At 63.4% G+C, this 19,715-nt stretch carries 16 protein-coding genes and 2 pseudogenes; 6 read left to right on the top strand and 12 right to left on the bottom strand.

The features are described from left to right. Window positions 1–90: 90 nt before the first annotated feature. A complete protein-coding gene (locus tag ACFWUP_RS16170; protein WP_379234902.1) occupies window positions 91–1,356 on the bottom strand; it encodes a serine/threonine-protein kinase in 1,266 nt (421 codons plus the stop codon). Between the two features lie 28 nt (window positions 1,357–1,384). Here ACFWUP_RS16170 and ACFWUP_RS16165 point away from each other — a divergent pair. Continuing rightward, window positions 1,385–1,896, top strand: a pseudogene (locus tag ACFWUP_RS16165) (transposase); the annotation flags it as partial. Window positions 1,897–2,067: 171 nt separating this feature from the next. Here the strand turns inward: ACFWUP_RS16165 and ACFWUP_RS16160 are convergent. The 4 genes from ACFWUP_RS16160 to murF all read right to left on the bottom strand — a co-directional run bounded on the left by ACFWUP_RS16160 (window position 2,068) and on the right by murF (window position 8,316). Beyond that, entirely contained in the window at window positions 2,068–3,993 is a 1,926-nt protein-coding gene (locus ACFWUP_RS16160; RefSeq protein WP_379234900.1) for an AAA family ATPase, read from the bottom strand. A gap of 760 nt (window positions 3,994–4,753) precedes the next feature. Continuing rightward, window positions 4,754–5,767 carry a DUF4365 domain-containing protein gene (locus tag ACFWUP_RS16155; RefSeq protein ID WP_379234898.1) on the bottom strand — a complete coding sequence of 338 codons (1,014 nt, stop codon included), beginning with the start codon at window positions 5,765–5,767 and terminating at the stop codon, window positions 4,754–4,756. Between the two features lie 286 nt (window positions 5,768–6,053). Continuing rightward, window positions 6,054–6,833 carry a phosphotransferase enzyme family protein gene (locus ACFWUP_RS16150; protein ID WP_379234897.1) on the bottom strand — a complete coding sequence of 260 codons (780 nt, stop codon included), beginning with the start codon at window positions 6,831–6,833 and terminating at the stop codon, window positions 6,054–6,056. 103 nt (window positions 6,834–6,936) lie between these two features. Then, window positions 6,937–8,316, bottom strand: coding sequence for a UDP-N-acetylmuramoyl-tripeptide--D-alanyl-D-alanine ligase (gene murF / locus ACFWUP_RS16145; RefSeq protein ID WP_379234895.1), 1,380 nt, complete (start codon window positions 8,314–8,316; stop codon window positions 6,937–6,939). Between the two features lie 358 nt (window positions 8,317–8,674). Here murF and ACFWUP_RS16140 point away from each other — a divergent pair. Beyond that, window positions 8,675–8,779, top strand: a pseudogene (locus ACFWUP_RS16140) (hypothetical protein); the annotation flags it as partial. A 2-nt stretch (window positions 8,780–8,781) separates the two neighbouring features. On the opposite strand, the gene ltrA reads toward ACFWUP_RS16140, so the two are convergent. From ltrA to ACFWUP_RS16125, 3 genes are all read right to left on the bottom strand, one after another. Next, entirely contained in the window at window positions 8,782–10,272 is a 1,491-nt protein-coding gene (ltrA, locus tag ACFWUP_RS16135; protein WP_379234893.1) for a group II intron reverse transcriptase/maturase, read from the bottom strand. Window positions 10,273–11,081: 809 nt separating this feature from the next. Beyond that, window positions 11,082–11,558, bottom strand: coding sequence for a DNA-directed RNA polymerase subunit beta (locus ACFWUP_RS16130; protein ID WP_379234891.1), 477 nt, complete (start codon window positions 11,556–11,558; stop codon window positions 11,082–11,084). 166 nt (window positions 11,559–11,724) lie between these two features. Next, complete coding sequence (locus ACFWUP_RS16125) at window positions 11,725–11,940, bottom strand: helix-turn-helix domain-containing protein (RefSeq protein ID WP_379234889.1); 216 nt, start codon at window positions 11,938–11,940, stop codon at window positions 11,725–11,727. A 239-nt stretch (window positions 11,941–12,179) separates the two neighbouring features. On the opposite strand from ACFWUP_RS16125, the gene ACFWUP_RS16120 reads away from it, so the two are divergent. Further along, a complete protein-coding gene (locus ACFWUP_RS16120) occupies window positions 12,180–13,454 on the top strand; it encodes an XRE family transcriptional regulator (protein WP_379234887.1) in 1,275 nt (424 codons plus the stop codon). Here ACFWUP_RS16120 and ACFWUP_RS16115 read toward each other — a convergent pair. Then, window positions 13,451–14,098, bottom strand: coding sequence for an HAD family hydrolase (locus ACFWUP_RS16115; protein WP_379234885.1), 648 nt, complete (start codon window positions 14,096–14,098; stop codon window positions 13,451–13,453). The two genes, ACFWUP_RS16120 and ACFWUP_RS16115, sit on opposite strands and share 4 nt — an antisense overlap. Before the next feature lie 168 nt (window positions 14,099–14,266). On the opposite strand from ACFWUP_RS16115, the gene ACFWUP_RS16110 reads away from it, so the two are divergent. The 3 genes from ACFWUP_RS16110 (at window position 14,267) to ACFWUP_RS16100 (ending at window position 16,400) form a co-directional block, all read left to right on the top strand. Next, a complete protein-coding gene (locus ACFWUP_RS16110) occupies window positions 14,267–14,623 on the top strand; it encodes a hypothetical protein (RefSeq protein WP_379234883.1) in 357 nt (118 codons plus the stop codon). A 74-nt stretch (window positions 14,624–14,697) separates the two neighbouring features. Next, window positions 14,698–15,543 carry a helix-turn-helix transcriptional regulator gene (locus tag ACFWUP_RS16105; RefSeq protein WP_379234881.1) on the top strand — a complete coding sequence of 282 codons (846 nt, stop codon included), beginning with the start codon at window positions 14,698–14,700 and terminating at the stop codon, window positions 15,541–15,543. A gap of 92 nt (window positions 15,544–15,635) precedes the next feature. Then, window positions 15,636–16,400 carry a glucose 1-dehydrogenase gene (locus tag ACFWUP_RS16100; RefSeq protein WP_379234879.1) on the top strand — a complete coding sequence of 255 codons (765 nt, stop codon included), beginning with the start codon at window positions 15,636–15,638 and terminating at the stop codon, window positions 16,398–16,400. A 128-nt stretch (window positions 16,401–16,528) separates the two neighbouring features. Here ACFWUP_RS16100 and ACFWUP_RS16095 read toward each other — a convergent pair whose 3' ends face one another. From ACFWUP_RS16095 to ACFWUP_RS16085, 3 genes are all read right to left on the bottom strand, one after another. Then, a complete protein-coding gene (locus tag ACFWUP_RS16095) occupies window positions 16,529–17,326 on the bottom strand; it encodes an ABC transporter permease (protein ID WP_379234877.1) in 798 nt (265 codons plus the stop codon). A gap of 2 nt (window positions 17,327–17,328) precedes the next feature. Beyond that, window positions 17,329–18,225 carry a 2-aminoethylphosphonate ABC transporter permease subunit gene (locus tag ACFWUP_RS16090; RefSeq protein ID WP_379234875.1) on the bottom strand — a complete coding sequence of 299 codons (897 nt, stop codon included), beginning with the start codon at window positions 18,223–18,225 and terminating at the stop codon, window positions 17,329–17,331. 286 nt (window positions 18,226–18,511) lie between these two features. Continuing rightward, complete coding sequence (locus tag ACFWUP_RS16085; RefSeq protein ID WP_379234873.1) at window positions 18,512–19,714, bottom strand: ABC transporter ATP-binding protein; 1,203 nt, start codon at window positions 19,712–19,714, stop codon at window positions 18,512–18,514. Window position 19,715: the final 1 nt, after the last annotated feature.

Genomic DNA, 19,715 nt, shown 5'->3' with positions numbered 1-19,715 from the left:
GCATATCAGCTGGCTCCGGTCGGGCACACGCCCGACCGGTGCGAAGCCGGGGTCGGAAGACACCGCCAGCCCGAAGGTGCAGAGCCACCTCTAGTTTCGCCAGACACCGTTTCCTTCAGGAAGCGTCATCGGTCGCGTGAGAGTTCCCTGGCCCGCATCTGCAAACCAACCGAGCCAGCGTTCAACGAACTGCTCCCCACCTTCACCGCTCATACCAGCGGGCGGCCAAGCTACCTGTTCTATGTGCATTCCCCGGGCCAACGCTAGCCCGGCATCCCGCTCAGACGGTGGGATCGCGTACGGCTCAACTACTGTGCCCGCTCCGATTCGGTAGAAGGCGGTCTCGAACCAGTGGTACTCGCCTTCAACCTGGGCATCGCAGAACCAAAGACTGTGTTCTCTGCCTCTCCAGCCCTGCCTGAACCCCCTTCCCGTGATCTCCACACTAATCGTTCCTGCGCAGACCACATCGAAAGGCATCAAGTCATACTGGTGGCTGGCCTCGGTGGGGCTTTGGAGTACTAGCCTTCCTGACCCGAGCTGGTACGTCATTTTGCCTCCGGTGCTTTCTTTCTCAACGCCAGGCAGAGTGTCCAGGGCCTCGTGTATGGGATTGATCCACTCATGGGCGATCAGCAGCGCCGACTGCGCCAGTTGTCGTCTGCGTTCCTGCTTGGTTCTCGCGGCTGCCGCGGCGGCATCGACCTGTGACTGCTTGAGTACCTCACTGTTCGACAGTGCGAGAATTTTAGCCATTGCCGGGGACGCAACCACGCGGCTAGCGGCAGCGAGTTCATCCAGAATTTTCGCAGGTGCTGGGCGAGCTTCGGGTGCTTTGGCCAGCATTCGCACGATCAGTGAGCTGAGCAGCGGAGAGCAGTCGGGCGGCGGAGGTGCAGTGTTGCGGTGCTGCTCATAAAGGTCCGGCCCTTCGAATGGAAGATTGCCGGTCACGAGTTGGAACGCGACTACGCCCAGCGAGTACACATCGGACTTGATTGTTGCCCGTTCGCCGACCCACCGCTCCGGTGCCTGCCACGGGCGGGATCCGGCGTGTTTGTAGGTGTACGTCTGAGTGTCGTCGTCGGTGTAGCGCGCGATCCCGAAGTCCGCCAGGCACCAAGCGCCCTGGTACCGAAGAATGTTCTGCGGCTTGATATCACGGTGAACCACGATGCTACCCAGGTCTACGAGCGCAGTCGCGACATCGGTTAGTGCCTCTATGACCTCGGATTCATCGAGCTTTCCGCGTGCCAGCAGGTGCGCGTTGAGCGATCCCTCGGCTTTGGGCATCCGCAGCCAGAACTCGGTACCGGCGTCGAAGATCTCATGAACCGCCCCGGGTTTGGTGCCCACCTTCTTACTTGGGAAGGATGGGCAGATCATGCCTGCGAAGTACGACGAAGCGACCAAAGCCAAGGCCGTCCGGCTGGTCGTCGATCAGCGCGACGACTACGACAGCGAGTGGGCCACGATGAAAGCGGTCTCCGCGCGGCTGGAATGACCGCGGAAACCCTGCGCAAATGGGTCCGTCAAGCCGCAGTCGACACCGGTGACGCCGAAGGGATCACCACGGAGGCGGCACGAACGATCCGTGAGCAGGAACGTAAGATCGCCGAACTTGAGCAGACGATCGAAATCCTTTCTGCGGCAGCGTCTTTCTTCGCGCGAGCGAACGACCCGCGACAACGGTAGTTTGCGCGTTCATCGCCGAGCATCGGGCTCGGTTCGGGGTCGTTCCGATCTGCCGCGCGCTGACCGCGCACGGCGTCAAGATCGCCCCGAGAACCTTTCCACGCCTGGGCTCGGCGGGCGCCGTCGAAACGGGCCATGTGGGACACCACCCTCACCGAGGTCCTCGCCGGGCATTACGAACCCGACGAGCAGGGCCGGCGGCATCTTTGTACGATGGGCGCATTCGGCGGGCAATCAGATCTGGTTCAACGTGACGAGTTGCAAATCCGCCGGAATATTATCCGCTAGTCGGCACGAACTGATGTTCAGCCGCCACGCTCAGCGCTGGAATCGGAAGGGTGTCAGAAATTGGTAGTACCAGCCAGCATGGGCCTAGCGAATCAGTGAATTGAGCCGAATGAATAGCTCCTCGACACGTTCCAGTGTAGTGCTGCTTAGACGTGGTATCAGAGTGGCTTGCTCCCGCAGAAGTACTACCGCGGGCTTGTAGTGATTAAATCTGCCCGTAGCGATTTCCTGCTGATGAAAATATCCCTCGACTCGGCGAACGATCCGGGGAGAGTTGCCAGAGAGATCTGCGGTGGTGACAGGGCTGGGAAGCTGCGATGCGAACGCGCGATTCACCAACTCAAGGTAGAAGTCGGGTTCGAACAAGTCCTCGATGTCGGCATCGTCCTCGGTGGTGAACTCGCTGACTTCCACCAGTCCGTTGTTGGCAAGGCGGTCGTTGTCGCGCAACCGCTTCACCGCTTGGGTGTCCTGGGTGCTGGAGTCGATGAGAACGGCGACATTCAACTTGTTCGAGCCGAGCAGGGTTGCGAAGGTCGACAGTTTTCCGGAGCCACCGATCGGTGTCTTTACCCACCGGGGGTCGAGGCCTGTGCGGCCCGCGGCTTCTGCGGCCTCACTGAGTACATCCAGGTAAATCAGGTCGCTCGATCCCTCAACCAGTAGCGTATTTTCCCCGATGAACAGGGTTTGAGTTAGTTCGATTCCCATCGCCGCGAGCAAGGGAAACGCTGTGTCCGCGTCAGCTTTGAGTATGTCAGATGACACTCGTGTGCCACCCTTCTCGTGGTCGACGACGGTTCGGACCCGGTCGAGGTGCTTGGGCGAGACCATGAACGGCGAATGGGTCGTGTAGATGACCTGGTGTTTGGGTGCTAGGCGCTTGTCGATCAGTGTCAGCAAATCGGCTTGTGCCACCCCGTGCAACGACAGGCCGGGCTCATCGAGCAGTAGGATCAAATCGGTGTCCTCAGCTACCTCGACCTTGTTGAAGTAGGCGAGGAAGCTGAAGAACCACACGAAACCCCTCGACCGGTCGTCGAACGGTACCGATACCCGATGGCGTTGATTCCATACCCGGATCTGGAGAATCTGGCCCTCGTTCAACGGGGCAGTGGCACCTTCTTCGGCTTGGAGCACTTTGAGATCGACGGCGAGGTCCGTGTTTTGTGACCAGTACTCGAAAACTTCTTCGGAGATCGCGTTTCCACTGTTTTCCAGATCACGGATCAGCCGTTCGTGGCGGTCGTTCTTGCTGAAGTCCCCCAAGCTCACCCCGGCCATATCGAGAAGGCTCAGCAGGGCCAGCTCGCCGCGGCTGAGCTGGCTAACCTTGTTACGGCGGATGAGATCGGGTATCGAGACCTTTCCCGGCATAACGTCGTAGTCACCGAAGTAGACGAAAGTCGGCATCCATGGCAAGGCGTACTCATCAATCAGATGGAGGCCGAGGCTCTGTTCGCGCCAACCACGGATCCGTTCGGCCAGCAAGGTGGCTGCGGCTGGCGGCTCTTCCAGGTTCTCAAGAGCCGCGAGCAATCCTTTGATGCTTGTGGTCGGCTGTATCGAAGCAGCGGCGGTCGGTGCCAGTTCCAGGCCGGATTTCAGGTGTTCGACGGCAACCAACTGGTTATAGCTGTGGCTGAACGTTTTCGTGGTGTCGCGGTAGCCGAGGGCGACGGTGAACTCGTGACTGCGCAGAATGCCCTCGCCCAGGTCCTTCTCGATCAGGTCGATCTCGTGTGGCTCATAGCGAAAAGTTGCGACGACCACGGGGATTCTCTCGTCGTCAGCCCAGTCCCGGCGGCGTCTGGTGAGGTTGGCCGGGAAGTCGATTACCTCGTCCAGCGCGATGCTCTCGACGGGCTTGAGGCGGTAGAGCGCCTGCAAGATGTTGGTCTTACCGGACTCGTTCTTCCCGACAAGGCATGTGACGTCGGGCTCTATGTCGAACTGTTCGGAGTCCTCGATCGAGCGATAGTAGGTCACCTGAGCGTTGACCAGCTGCAACTCTCCTCCTCGGGAGGGCTAGGTAGCGGCACGCCGAGGCGATCAGCGACAGCGATCTTGCGTCGACGGCAAGTCTCACCTCAACTCCAGCCCTGAAACAAGCTCGAAGATCATGGCTGGTGCTGTCGTCGGTTTCCGGGCGCGCCGGATATGGGTGGTGATGATTCGCCACTCTAGACCGCCGGACCGGCACGCGCGGCCGTCTGAGAGGGATGCAGAGAACAGGACTTTGGCTATTTCGGTGTCGTCGGCGACGAATTGGTGCCGTGATGGCTCTGACGGCGAAAGCGGAGCGTGAGGCGCACCGGCTAGCGGAGATGGGATCACAGGTTCCAGGGCCTTAGCAGCCGGGTGAGCGTGCGACGGAGCTCGATCGGACTCAAAGGCACGGCACCGATCATGACTTCGCGTGCTGCCACCGCCACGATCGGGCCGAGTCGGGTTGGGTGGCGTGGCCCCACACCCGGCGCGACACCCTGCCTGGTCGATAGCTCGTATCGGCCCGGCAATGGGTGGTCGTGCATGGACAAGGCCGCCTCGCCTAGTTCGACGGAATCGTCAGCGTCCCGCGCCAACGCCTCGACGCCGCAACCCCACGGTCACTACGCACGAATAACTCAAAGCTCCATCAGCGCGGTCCGAGCGACAGGCGGCATTACTGCGCGTTCGGAAAGCCCAGCTGAACAGAGTTCAGCTCTGTGGAACCGCTTTGATTCCGAGGCGGATCAGTCCTTGTCGGTCTGGTCGTGGCTGTTGATGACTAGTGCGGCTTGCTGACCAGGTGTGATAGCCATGTCGGCAGGTGCCATTCCCTGACCATCTCTTCATAAATCCTGCTCAGGGTGGTGGCCAAAGCAAAGGTGCTGTGGATCTCGACGCCTGCCATGATCATCTGCGTGTCGTCGAGCGGCCGCCCATACGAAGGCAGCAGCCCGCGCAGCGCCACGAATCGGGCTTGGACATCGTGCAGGACGAACCAGCCTCCACGATCGATGGGTCGCCAGATGTCGAGTCTGAGGTTCGAGGCGAGGAAGTGCTCAACCATGGCCAGGATATGGTCGGGTAGCGGGCTTGGACCGGTAGCGACCTCGAGCCTGTAGTGATCCAGATCATCTAGTAGACAGCGGATTTCGTTGTGCTGGTAGTTGAAGGTATTGAAGGCCGAATACAGCTTTGATCGGCGAGCGAGCAACCAGAGGTAGGTGATGCTCGCATCATCGCGGTCCAACACGTTCTGCGTGGGTATATGGATCGTTACTGTCGTTTGCGAGGCAAAGTCGGGGTTGCTGGGTAGTAGGACCTTGGAAATGTAGTCATTGAGGCATACGTAGTAGACGAGCTCGGTGTCCATTGTCGCGACACACAGCAGCACGGGCGTGGCATTGCCCATCGCCTCGATCGTGAGGATCTCGTCCACATCTAGGACGCAGGGCAAGACCTCGATCTGGGCGGACTCGCCGCCGCTCGTCTGCTTCGGCCCATACTTGGAGACGCTCCTACGTTCATGGAGCTTTATCGTCCGAAACGTCGACGTCGCACGAGATTTCACCTGGACGAACAGGTGCTCTCCAAGAGTGTCGGCACTTTTTCTGCTGTTGTCGGTCCAGTCAAAGACCTCGACGTGCAGATCGATGCCGAAGTCGGCGCTGATCTTGCGAGTCAACCACTGCCGCGGAAACGCCGCCGCGACCAACTCCTCACCAGAGTCCCCCTGCATCTGGTTCAGGCTGCGCCGCTTGCGATGCGCGATCCGCCCGCGCTCAGATCCAGCCACGTCCGCAGTAGTCCATCTACACCGAGGGCGTGCGCTCGTCCGCCGGTACGGCCCACAGGATGGGGCAGGGTCAGGGCAACGCACGCGAAATCGATTCGAGTTTAGCTGCCGTCTTCGGGGTTCAGGTCGGCGTGAGTGAGGATGCGTGACTCTGTGGCCAGCGAGAACCTATACAGCGAGGCTGTTCGGTTCTCGACAGACGTCACCCATACGAAACTTCGTGTATTCGGAGGTTCGCTGCGCAGTAATCGCCCTTTGCGCGGGAGTTACGGGTTTCGGCCCTCGTTCAGGGCGCAACCCACCTCCACGGCCGCACGCCCCGGTGCCCGCGAATGCAGGCCAGCCGGTAGTCGGCCTGGTGGCGAGCATGGTCGGAGACCGCAGCGTGGCGTAGAGCGAACAGGCACAACTCGAAGGATCGGACGTCACGGATCACCGGGTATCCCTCCCAGTTGGTGATGTCGGAGCCGTAGGCGTCGGCGAACTGTTCCCATCTCGCTGGTGGGTCCGCGAGGGTGTCGGATTGGAAGGCGACGGTGGCTTGGTCCCACTGCGGGGGGCCTATGCAGCAGCGTTCCAGGTCTACGACGTGTCCGCCGGTGGCTGCGGCCATGGTGTTGGCTGGGGATGGGTCGCCGTGGATGACGCACCACGGGCTGGGCCACTCCAGCGCGTGCCACCGTTCCGCGATGTCTTCGGCATAGCGCCGCAGCCAGGCCTTTTCCGTGTCGTCGGTGAGGCATTGGTCGATGCGGTTGCCGAAGTCGGGCAGGGTGAAGCGGGGCAGGCCGAGGTGGCTGGGCACGCGAAGTGTGTGTAGCCGTGCGAGCATCGTCCCGGTTTCGGCAGCCTCGGCCGGTCCGCCCGAGCCGAGGTCTTCCCAGAAGGTGACAGGCCGCCCGTCGACCACGACCGGGTCGGGCACCAGTGGTTCGGGTGCGCGAACGTGGTGGGAACGCAGCCAGTCCGCGGCCCGCAGCTCCCGGACCGCCGTCGCCAGTTCCCCGCGCTGATGTACACGGATGATGGTCGCGGTGTCTGTGCGCAACATTGCGTTGTCGCGCAACCGAATTGGGTCGATCCGAGCAGCGGCGACCTGAGCCTGAACGCAGGCCGTTCGTGCCAAAGCCACGATGTCTTTGCTTCTCATGGTGTTTCGCTTCTTCTGGTCAATGACCGGCGGCGAGTGCTGCGGCAGTTTCGAACAGACCAGCGGAGTTGGCACCCTTGATCAGGACCACGTCGCGACCGCGCAGACCTTCGGTGAGTATTGCCAGGACTTGGTCTTTGGTTTCGACATGGGTGACCTGCGCCGAGCCCGCGTCTCGGGCGGCGGTGGCCATGAGTTCGGCGTGGTGGCCGCCGACGGTGATCAGGGTGCCGATACCCAGGTCGGCGACCTGACGTCCGATCGTTGCGTGCAAGGCCGGTGCGGTATCGCCGAGTTCCCGCATCTCCCCGAGGACCGCGACGGTGGGCCGTTCAGTCGCGGCGATCGTGGCAAGCGACCGCAGAGCGGCTTCGACGCTTTCCGGCGAGGCGTTGAACGCATCGTTGATCACGGTGATCCCGTCGGGGCGTTCGGTGACCTCCATCCGGCTGCCCGACGCCAACCTCGCGCCGTCGAGACCTTCAGCGACAGTGGTGAATTCGACGCCAGCGCTCAACGCCAGCGTGGCCGCGGCGAGTGCGTTGGTCAGGTGGTGCTCGCCGACCACGCCGAGGGTGACCGGCGCGGAATGGTCACCGTGGCGCAGGGCGAACTGCGCACGGGCATTGGCGTCGAGGGCGATGTCGGTGGCACGCACGTCGGCATCCAGGCCGGTGCCGAAGCGCAGGACCTTGGCGCGGGTGTGCTCGGCCATCTCCGCTACCAGCGGGTCATCGGCGTTGAGGACGGCGATACCGGAGGCGTCGAGGGCTTCGACGAGTTCGCGTTTGGCGACCGCGATTGCCTCGCGGCCGCCGAATTCGCCGATGTGGGCTGAGCCGATGCCCAGGACCGCGCCGATCTGTGGGCGGGCGATGGCGGCGAGATGGCTGATGTGACCGCGCCCGCGCGCACCCATCTCCAACACGAGGAAGTCGGTGTCGGCCTCGACTCGCAGCACGGTGTGTGGGAATCCGATCTCGTTGTTGAACGAACGCTCGGTGGCGACGACGCTGCCGTGGCGGGACAGGATCTGGGTGAGCAGGTCCTTGGTGGAGGTTTTGCCCGCCGAACCGGTGATCGCGAGAACTCGGCCGGTGTAGCGGGTAGCTACGGCGTGGGCCAGATCGCTCATCGCGGTCACCACGTCGTCAACGATGATCGCCGGGGTGCCGGTCGGACGGGATGCCAGGACCGCGACCGCGCCCTTCTCTATTGCGGCAGTGGCGAAGTCGTGGCCGTCGACACGGTTGCCGTCCAGCGCGGCGAACAGTCCACCGTCCTCGACGTGGCGGGAGTCGAATGCGGTCGGTGCGGTGACGGCGACTTGGTCGTCGGTTACGGCGTCGAGCCGACCGTTGACGGCTTGGGCGATCTCGGCGAGGGTCATAGGGATCATGGGTTCGACCTTTCGATTTCACTGCGGTGTCGGGAGTTCGGGGCGAGATCTTGTGCGGACGGCGAGATCGGGTTGCGCGCCACGATCATGCTCGTCACCGGACCGGTTTGATCGCCCGGATTGGCTCGAGTCGGCCACAGTTGGCCGATCGCTGCCTCTGCGCTCAGGTCCCACACTTTGCGGGTGCGGAACAGAAAGTGGTGGGTGGCCCCGGACATCGCGATATCGCCGGGAAACGAGTCCGGGGCCGCCTTCGCTCGCGCCGTGGTGAGGTGTCTCGGGGCCCCACCCGGGTGTGTCGAAGGCCATTCAATTGGTCGGGATGCGAGCCGGTTGTGCGGCTAGGGCAGCAGGTAGAGTCGGGTCGGCCAAGGGCGCGGTGTCCGGATTGCTCCGAATCCGTTTCCCTTGGCCGCCCGCCGAACCGGACGTGCGACTTTCACCGCATCCGGCTCTCCATGGACGTCATGCTCGTGAGAGTGTGTCGAGTTGTTCGGCCAAAGCGCTCCATGGTGTCGGGATCGTGTAACCCCGCCATCGGTATCGTTCGATGACTATTTCCGCGGGGCTATAGAGCACGGTCCCGTTCTCGGCTGGCAGCCAGGCCGGATACCTCGGATCGGAGTATCGGCGTCGGAGTTCCCGCCAGCGAACACGACGGTGTTTCATGCTCATCCAATGCGCAACTTCGCGCCACATGTAGTGACCGACGTAGCTGAATGTGTCAGAGGAAACACCGTGCCGGAAATACATACACCATCCCCGAACCACCAGATTCAGGTATTTGAGCACCTTTTCCAACGACATATAGGTCATTGATCTGCTGGTGATGCGCCTGACCTTCGCGACGATCGAAGCCAGAGACTTCTTCGACGGATAGGTATAGACGATCATCTTCTTCCGGTCCGTACCTCGCTTGGCCCGGCGCTGGATACGCCAGCCGAGGAAGTCGAACCCTTCATCGATGTGCAACACACGAGTCTTCTCCGGCGACAGGGCCAACCCCATCGGCCGTAGAATCTCAGCAACCTCGATCCTGGCCTGTTCGGCGTGATGTTGCCCGCCATGGACCAGGACCACGAAATCGTCCGCGTAGCGAACGCATCGATAGGTCGCCTCCCCCTTGGCACGTAGATACTTTCGTCGCGAGCCAGGATAGGAAAGCAATCCGCTGCCACCCGCGACATCCCACTTGTGTTGATAGTGGTCATCCAGTACCGACAGGGCGATATTCGCCAGTAATGGCGAAAGGATTCCGCCCTGGGGAGTTCCTGCATGGGAATCCCGGTTCAGTCCTTCCTCGGTGAGGACACCGGCTTTCAGGAAGGCTTTGACCAGGGCCAGGACCCGTTTGTCTACGATCCGGTGACGCACCCGTTCCATCAGAGCGGTGTGGTCGATCCGGTCGAAACACGCCTCGATATCGGCTTCGAGCACCCAGTGATAACCCTGGGAACCGAAGTGATGGATCTCGGCGATCGCGTCCTGAGCGCGACGACGAGGACGGAACCCATAGGAACTGGGCTGGAATCCGGCCTCGAAGATCGGCTCGAGCACCAACTTCAGTGCGGCCTGAACGACACGGTCCGCCGTTGTCGGTATTCCCAACCGGCGCTTCTTCAAGGGGTAGCCCGGTTTCGGAATCAACTTCTCACGCACCGGCTGCGGACGAAATCTTCTCTCCCGCAGCTCGACACGCAATGTCGATAACAACACTGTCGACTCTTTCGGGATCGACCGAGGTACTACCCCGTCGATCCCGGCGGTCCGACCGCCCTTGTTACCGTGGACCCGTTCCCAGGCGTGTACCAGAAACGCCGGATCACACACCAGATTATGCAGATCATCGAACTCTCGACCCGGATTCCGGGTCGCCCACAAGTACAGCTTGGCCTGCATCCGCCGTACTCGCGACCAGGCTTCATCGAAGTCCGGCCACGATTCACTCGAATTCACGAATGACTCCGTCCATTACAGTTCCTTACTGTTGATATCCACTGGGGCCCTTCGCCATGTGCCCGGCTTTCCCGGGCTCGGACTACTACGACCCCTCCGCCCCATCACGTTCCATCAGCCGACGACGAGCCTGCCCAGCGAAAACCGTTGGCTACGATCACCAATGGGCGAAACGAGATGGTTCCCACGTTCACTGCTATCCGTTCGGGACAGGAGGCGGCCGGCTTTGCTCCAGCGGCCTCGCCACGGTTACGCCGCAGGCATTCACCGTGGCCTCCCCTCAGATAAAGCCATCCTTTAGGGAGTTCCCCGAACCCGTAATGAGGGGTTCGGGTGCGCACCGCAAGCCAACCCATATCCACCGAGTTGGAGTTGGCACCCACAACTTGAGGAGCTTTATGACACCGGTTCCTCTCGTCCACCTCTGTCCCACGCTCACCGGACCCGCACCATTCGGCAGTACTGGCACGTCCCGACTTTGTCAGGGCTGCTTTCCGCCCTCCCCGGCGTCTCCCGGATCAGGCTGCCCTCAGCTACAGCAATCGTGCTGCGACACAATCACTTCGGAGTCATTCCACCTCCAATATGGATAGCAGCGCCTCGTGGCGCACGGCGCTCGTTGGGCAGCCTTGGGAGCCCGACACAGTGGCCGGAATCGACGGCGACAGCGCAGGGTCGGCGTGCGGCCATGTCTTGCACGAACACGAGTGCGGCAGTCAGGCATGCGGCGAAATCCATTCGTACACTGGCAAATTGGATGGTGAGGTGAATATCGGGCTCGTCGGGACAAGGGGACCGGCGGCCGGGTTTCATCGGGGGAACTGGCTCGGTAAGCACGCGCGGGTGCATTCGAGGACAACCGCCCCGGATGGCCGGAACTTACTGATTGCCGGGGAGACCCACGTTCGGGCGATCAGTGCGTCCGGCACCGGTGACGGCAACGCGATATCACCCTCACGGATCACCACTACCCGCGCACGCCATAGGCGTGCCACGACGGCAGCGTCACCGATCGGGCGAATGTCGGACCTCACCAAGAATGTCCACATTCCGGCTCGGGGGTGGCCGATAATCGGCAACGGCGCAACACCACGCATATCGAGGGCGGTTTTGACCCGTTGCGCCAGTTCGGAGGGCATCATCACCGCACCGACGAACCCGGCCTTCATGGTGATTCGCCCGGTGTCGGGGTCGATCACGGTGGGTAGCGAGCACTCGTGCCGGTAGAACTCGCAGCGTGAGCGGGGAGTTTCTGCGTAGGCGGCGGGTGGCCTGGTCTGCGTCATCGGCATTCCCCGGGCAACTCGGTCGCGGGGATGCGCGTCCCTGTTGCATCGACGGATGGTGGAGTGGGTGCGTTCGTGAGCCAACCGGCTTCGCACATCGCTTCGAGCGTTCGGGTGAGTTGGGTGAGCGATGGCTGTGGCGCGGGCGTGGCCGGGGTGAGGTGACTCATCGCGCAGCCTGCCGTTCCGTGTGACTCTGTCCGGCTGTGATCTGCCACGCCGCACGCCGGTTTCGAAATACGTCGCCGTTGCGGCGCAACGAGTGCAGGGCGCGCGCCACGCGTCGGGGTGGCACGTTCAGATTGCGGGCGATCGTGTCGGCGGTGAGCTGTCCACCGACCGCGAGAATGGCGAGGACATCGGTTTCGATGGTGGATGTCATCTGATCGCCGATGAAGTGGGCCACCCAGTGACGACCGCATTTGGCTGACCACTTGACGGGTCGGGCTCGTTCATCGTTCCTCCGTGTCGTCCTTCGCGCTACCGCAAGCTGATTCGCTCTGCCAGACCAACATTGACTCATCGCAAAGGTCGAAAGAAGGACAAATAAGAGGACATTGAGCGGCCATATGCAAAAGCCTCTCTCGTCAAATGTCCAGATAGCGGACTACTCTCGCTTGCATGGCAAACAATGGGAATGCGGCTCTTCGCGCGGCCCGTCAGGCGCTGGGATATCGATCTCAGGCGGCCTTGGCTGATGCGTTGACCGACGCCGCACGTGCGATCGGACTCCGCATCGAGGTAGCAGCCCGCACCGTCAGGCGTTGGGAGTCGACCGATCCGCCGTGGCCACATCCAGAGCATGCGGCAGCCCTGGAAGCGCTGTTCAAACGCCCGATTACCGAACTCGGGTTCGCACCTCCCTGGCCGAATGGCTCGGAAGGTCGAGGTTCCAGAGAAGCGTTGGGCGCCAATGCAATTCAGAACCCCGGCCGATACCGGCGCGCGATGGGTGGAGCGGAACTGCCAGCAGCGGTCGCGAAGAACTACGTGGCGATCACGGTTGCCCATCGGGGCATGTACTGGTCACTGCCGGCGAAGCAACTGCACCGGTCCGTTTCGTATCACGCTCGGATGGGGTCCGATCTCATCCCGCAGATCGACGTACGGGCCACCGCCCCCTTGGCACGAGCAGTCGCTGAATCAGCCCTGCTGGCAGGCCGTCTCGAATTCTTCGATCTTCAGCAACCCGACGAAGCCCAGACCAGTTTCGTCCTCGCGCTACAGGCCGCCCACGAAGCAGCAGACGCACTACTCGGCTGCGCCGTCCTCGCGCACATGGCCTTCATTCCCGCATTCTCCGGCGAAGCGAAAAGGGCCGAGGAAGCGAGAGAGCGCGTTCGAGCGGCCCGAGCATTCGCGCGGCGGGGCAACGGAAACCACGAACTGACGGCATGGCTCGATGCTGTCGAGGCCGAAGTCGAGACGCGGTTCGGCAATACCCGACAGGCACTGAGCCTCATCCGCCATGCCGAACAGACCTATGCCCTGCATGATCCGCAGGAACAGCCGTCGCCCCAGTGGCTGGATTGGTTCTCCCCGACGCGGCTCGCGGGCTTCAAAGCCAACACTTTGATTTCCGCGGGAGACGGCCGGGAGGCCCTGGCGACCCTGCGGCAAGTCCTTGACGACCTTCCCGCGGAGTCGGTGAAACAACGATCGGTTTACCTTGCCGATGCTGCGGCCGCGTGTGTGTTGGAGAAGCTGCCAGAGCAAGCGTGTGGCTTCCTCGAGGATGCGCTGGACGGAATCGGCGAGCACTGGTACGCAACGACTTTGGATCGGATCAAGGTGGTTCGGCAGGACCTGCGCAAGTGGGACTCGCTACCCGAAGTGCGGGCGCTGGATGAGCGGTTGTACGACTGGCATACAACCGTCAACTCGCTCTCTGGCTAGCGCTCAGCGTTCACGATGTCGGGGAGTTCCGACAGGCTGAGGATTCGCCAGTCCGAGAGCTCCTTGACGTCCTGCCGGTCCTTGTGGATCCATCCCCATGGTCCGCGCTGGATATAGGCGGTTCGCATACCGACCTTGGTGGCCGGGGTGATGTCGTTGTCGATGCGGTCACCGACGTAGATGATCTGTTCTGCCGGGCATCCCGCGACCTCGACAACCTTGTCGAAGAACGCGATGTCGGGCTTTGCTACCCCCCAGTCATCGGAGGTCGCGATGAAGTCGGTCGGCAGATCGAGACCGCGCAGCAGGCCGCCCGCGCGGACGGTCTGGTTTCCGACGATGCCCACCCAGACACCCATCTCGCGCAGGGCCGACAGAGCTGGACGGACATCCGAGTAGAGGTCTTCCTCGCCGAACCACTCCGGCTTGCCTGCATCTGCGCGAGCTTGGCGCTGTTGATCGAGATCGAATCCTGGCTTGAACACCTGGAACGTTTCTCGGTAGTCCAGCCCTTGGGCGATCACAGCGCCGAACACGGAGACGAAGGTATGGCGGGGTACGCCCAACCAGTCCGCCCAGGTGCCGTACTCCCGAGTCTCGTCCACAAGGGTCTCGCCGACATCGAACACAACAGCCCGGATCACCACAACTCCTACTCCAACCGCATACTGTGCGGTGCCAACATTGCCGGAGTCAGTCTAGGGCGAGCAGGACAGATGGGCCCCGACGTCCATCTGCGGTCGTTTCGAACCGAGCACGCTGCGTCGCAACAGCGGAGATTTAGGGTCAGTGGCGCAGTGCAGGATAGGCCCATGAGTTACGACCTGGACGTCTGGGAAGGCGAGCAGCCAACCAGTGATGCTGAACTGCGGCAGAAGATCATCGATATTGGTGACATGCGCGATGGCCGGTATCTGCGGGACGAGCAGTGTGATCGCCCGAGTCCGAAGATCGCAGAGTTCAGGCAGGCTCTGCTGCGCCGTTGGCCAGATGTCGGCGAGGAAGGCAGTCCTTGGAAGGTCAGGGGTGCGGGGGATGCTGATGGACCGACATTCCGGATCTATATCCGAGAGGATTGGGCAGGTGAGGTTGCCCCGTTCGTGGCCGGCTTGGCGAAGGTGTATGGGTTGGTCTGCCTCGACTGTCAGACAGGACGCCTGCGGCCGTAGTCGGTACTCGCCCTGCGTAAGGCAAGCCACCGATGTCCGTCGCAACCCGATAGTCACCTTGTTACCTTGGTTGGATGACCAGTGCGGCATCTTCCCGGAGGCGCGAACAGCTCCGCGACTTCCTGCGGTCGCGGCGGGAGCGGATCGGGCCGAGTGAGGTGGGCCTGCCGGTGGTGGGACGGCGTCGGACGCCTGGGCTGCGGCGCGAGGAAGTTGCGATGCTGGCCGGGGTTGGGGTCTCTTGGTATACGTGGTTAGAGCAGGGGCGGGATATCACGGTGTCGGGGGAAGTGCTCGATGCGGTGGCGGGGGTGTTGCGGTTGAGTGCGGTGGAGCGGGGGCACTTGTATGTGTTGGCTGGGTTGAATCCGCCGGTGGCTGGTGGGTCGGCGGTGGAGGTTACCGCGGAGGTTCGGGCGGTGATCGATGGGTGGGAGCGGGGGCCTGCTGTTGTTCGGGATCGGTACTGGAATATTTTGGCGTTCAATGGGATTGCGGGGTGGGTGTTCGGGTGCGAGGCCGGTGAGCCGCACAACTGTCTGGTCACGTTCTTCACCAGCCCTCGCTACCGGGATTTGCCCGAGTTGTGGGCCGAGGCCGCGCCGGGGGTGGTTGCCGCTTATCGCGCGGATGCGGCGCTCGTTCCGCACGACAGCGAATTTCAGCGGGTGGCAGGCGAACTCGCTGCTTCCGAGCCCGCGTTCGCTGAACTCTGGGAACGGCACGACGTCGGTGCGCCGCTGCAAGCTGTGAATGCGCTGCGGCATCCCGAGGTCGGGGATCTCTACTTCGATGCCACTACGCTCACCGTCGCCGACCACCCGAATTGGTCACTGGTGCTCTACAACCCGAAGCCGAATACCGATACCGCAGACCGCCTGGCGCGGCTTCCCCGGCTGCGTCTGTCCGAATCCGCCTGACGGCTGGCCGATGCTCACCGCGATCCTGGTGTTGGCGCACCCCTGATAACTGCGCACTGCCTACTCGGTAGGCCGTCCACCACGCTGAACCCATGACGCACAACAGTTCTCGATTCGATGGTAAGACCGCACTGATCACCGGCGGGAGTAGTGGGATGGGGTTGGCTACCGCGCATCGGTTGATCGCGGAGGGGGCTCGGGTGGTGGTTACCGGGCGGGACAAGACGCGGCTCGATGCGGCTGTCGCTGAGCTCGGTCGCCAGGCGTACGGGATCGCCGGGGACGCAACCGATCTCGATGATCTCAACAGTCTGGCCGCGGCGGTTGCCGACCGCTTCGGTCATCTCGATTTGCTGTTCGCCAACGCGGGTATCGGTTCGTTCCAGCTGATCGATCAGGTCACCGGGGCGCTCTTCGACCAGGTGATCGGCAGCAATCTCAAGGGCGCGTTCTTCACCATCCAGAAGACTCTGCCGCTACTCCCCGATCATGCTTCGATCGTCATCAACGCCTCGTTCGGCCTGCACCTCGGGGTCCCCGGCTCGGCCCTGTACTCGGCGAGCAAAGCGGCGGTCCACAACCTGACCCGCACTCTCTCAGCGGAATTGGCGCCACGGCGAATTCGGGTGAACTCGGTGAGCCCCGGCTACATCGACACCCCCGCTTTCCACCGGGAGATGCCCGAAGACGCCAGGCGTGCCGTCGCGAGCTTGCCGCCTGCGGGCCGGGTCGGTACCTCCGAAGATGTGGCGGCCGCCGTCGCATTCCTGGGTTCGGCCGACGCCGCGTACGTCAATGGCCACGACCTGCGCGTTGACGGTGGGCTTACCTCGGTTGCTGCTGGGGCGTTCGAGTAGGGCACACCACGCTGAGCGCCCACAACTTCGAGTATCGGTCGAGAATTGCACCATTCGCGCGAATAGTGCGCGCTCAGCGTGGCCGACTCGCCGCGCACTCAACTCTGGGCCGCCGCAGTCGGGCCGGATCAACGGACGGCGGCACGTCCTCGTACGCGGCCGAGGACTACCAGCACGATCAAGGTCACCACCACGAGGACTGTGGTTCCGGCGGCGGCGTCGAAGACTTCGCCGCGGTCGGTTTGGGCGAAGATGCTGACGGGCAACGTCTTCCAGGTGGCGGGGTAGACCATGATGGTCGCGCCGAGTTCGCCCATGGAGAGGGCGACTGCGAGGCCTGCGGCGGCGCCGAGGGCGGGTAACAGCAGGGGCAGGGTGATTTGGCAGAGGACTCGAACCGGTCCTGCGCCAAGGGATTCGGCGGCCTGGCGGTAGGCGGGCTCGAGGCGGTCGAGGGCGGCGGAGACCGCGCTGAAGGCGTAGGCCAGGACCAGGACGGCGTGGGCGAGGATGACGATCCACTTGGTGCCGCCGAGCAGCAGCGGGCGTTCGTTGAAGGCGATGAGGACGCCGAGGCCGACCGCTACCGAGGGGACGGCGACGGGGAGGTGGAAGACGGCGTCGGTCAGGCGGCGCAACCAGGAGGGTGCTTCGCGGGAGGCGAGGGCGGCCCAGGTGCCGAGGACGAGGGAGATCGCGGCTGCCAGGAGGGCGGTTTGCAGGCTGACGGAGAGGCTGGCTGCTTGTTCGCCGCTGAGGGCGTTGCCGATATTGGTGAAGCCGAGGTCGGAGGGCAGGGGGCCGGTCCAGCTGCCTGCCAGGGCGGCGGCGATCACGGTGGCGATCGGGGCGATGAAGACCACCGTGACCACGAGCGCGAAGATGCCGAGTACCAGGGCTTTTCCGCGGGGAGTCCAGACGAGCACGATCAGTCCCCCTTCGGGCGGGCGATGAAGCGGGCGAACACGAGCCGGTAGATCAGATAGAGGCTCAGGGAGAGCAGCACCTGTACCGAGGCCAGCACGGCGGCGCCGGGGAGATCGAAGGTGACGATGCCTCGGGTGTAGATCAGCGCGGGCAGGGTGATGACGCCCTTTGCGCCGGTGAAGAGCACGATGCCGAACTCGTTGAGCGTGAGCAGCAGGACCAGGGAACCGCCTGCGGCCAGGGCGGGCCACGCCTCGGGCAGCACCACCTGACGCAGCACCCGCCACGGTGAAGCGCCGAGACTTGCTGCCACGTCCAGTTGTTCGCGCGGCATCTGGGCGAATGCCGCGAGCACCGGGCGCACCACGAACGGGGTGAAGTAGGTGATCTCGGCCAGGATCACGCCCAGCGGGGTGGTGAGGAAGTCGATGACCGGTGTTGTGGCGCCGGTCAATTCGGTGATCAGGGCATTCACCGCGCCGGCCGTGCCGTAGAGGAATGTGAAGGCGAGGGTGATGAGGAACGACGGCAGCGTCAGGATCGTGTCGATGAGGCGACCGACCACACCGGAACCGGGGAACGGGACGAAGGCCAGCACGATCGCCAGGAACGTGCCGAGGACCAGGCATCCGGCCGTGGCACAGACGGCGATGGAGACGGTGCGCCACAACGCTTCCCGGAATGCCTCCGATCCGAGCACGGATGTCCAGACGTCGGTGCCACGACCGGTCGGGGTTTGGGTGGACTCGGTCAGCACCCGCAGAATCGGGTAGCCGGCGACGCCGAGCACCACCAGGACGGGCGGCAAGGTCCACAGGATCGGTAGCCACGACCTACGCGGTGCGCGATCGTTCGACGGCGGCGACACATCGGGTCGATCGAGAATGACTGCGCTCATCGCCGCACCCCGCTGATGCCCCGCTCACACATGATCCGATCGGCGGAGTTTCTGCCTGCCGTTGTCATGGAATCGGCTGCCTCCTCGCCGATCACCCACTCTCGCACCATTTCAGGGGAGAGCGGGCCAGAGGAATCGGCACACCGCGCCCCGGCTTCAGTCCGTCGCGGACTGCCGTGCCATAACCCGATATCGCGGCGTCGCGCAGCACTGGGGCGCGCATCGGGGGCACGGACTCCTGAGCCGTTGAGCCGTTCACCTCGGGACCGGGTCGAGGGTGTTGTCTTCACACCGCACCGTCCGAGGGCACGGAATCGGCTGCCATGGCCGATGTCTCACCGATCGTGCGCGGGATGAGCACCCCGGCCGGGTCCGGGAGCTTCACTCCGACGATGGCACCGACTTCCACGGTGAAGTGCCCCGACACGTCGGCCGCGAGCACACCGGGTAGGCCGTCGACGGCCAGCTCGACTCTGGTGGTCGCGCCGCGCCACACCGAGGTGCGGACGGTGGCACGCAAAGCGTCCCGTTCGCTGGGTTTACCGACGGTGATCGTGTGCGGACGGATGCACAGCAGGGCTTCGTCGCCGGGCGCCCAATCCGCCAGTCCCACACCGGGTTGCGGTGCCTGGGCCCGGAGGGTGTTGGCACCAGCGGTGACCAGGGCGGCAGTGCCGGTGACATGGTTGACGGTGCAGGGCACCAGGTTTGCGCCACCGAGGAAACCTGCGGTGAAGTCGGAAGGAGGTCGCTGCCACAGGTTTTCGGCGGTGTCGATGTCGATGAGGCGGGAATCGCGCATCACCGCGATCCGGTCCGCCAACGCCAACGCTTCCGCTTGATCGTGGGTGACGTACAGCATCGCGGTGTCGGGCAAGGCTTTTCGCAGGGCCTGCAGTTCGCCGAGCATCGAGTGACGTAGCTGCGCATCGAGCGCGGCGAGTGGCTCGTCGAGCAGTAGGACGCTGGGTTTGATGGCCAGCGCTCGGGCGATCGCCACGCGCTGCTGCTGACCGCCCGAAAGTTCACGCGGCAGCCGCTTCGCATACCCGCCCATGCCAACCATGTCGAGCGCCTCGGCGACCCGGGTGGAGATCTCCGTACGCGGCACCCGATGCGATTTCAGACCGAAAGCCACATTGCTGTGCACGTTCATGTGCGGGAACAGCGCGTAGGACTGTACGACGACACCGATCCCGCGCTTGGCGGGCGAGAGATCGGTGACGTCGCGGCCCGCGAGGCGGACCGAGCCCGTGGTGGGCCGGACGAAGCCTGCCAGCGCTTTGAGCGCGGTCGACTTGCCCGACCCACTGGGCCCGAGGAGCGCGACGGTCTCGCCGACGGCGACGCGCAGGGTGAAATCGGCCAGCGCGACAGCGGCCTTGCGGCCCCGGCCGTAACTGACCCCGACCCGGTCGAACACGATCGCGGGTTCGTTGGTTGCCGCCACCGAGGTGGCGGATTTCATCTGGAGGTCACCGTCGGACATC

It is taken from the genome of Nocardia sp. NPDC058658 (assembly GCF_042716665.1).
In the GTDB taxonomy this organism is placed as follows: Bacteria; Actinomycetota; Actinomycetes; order Mycobacteriales; family Mycobacteriaceae; genus Nocardia.
The sequence above is the reverse complement of the archived record's forward strand: the minus strand, read 5'-3'. Positions and strand labels throughout refer to the sequence as shown.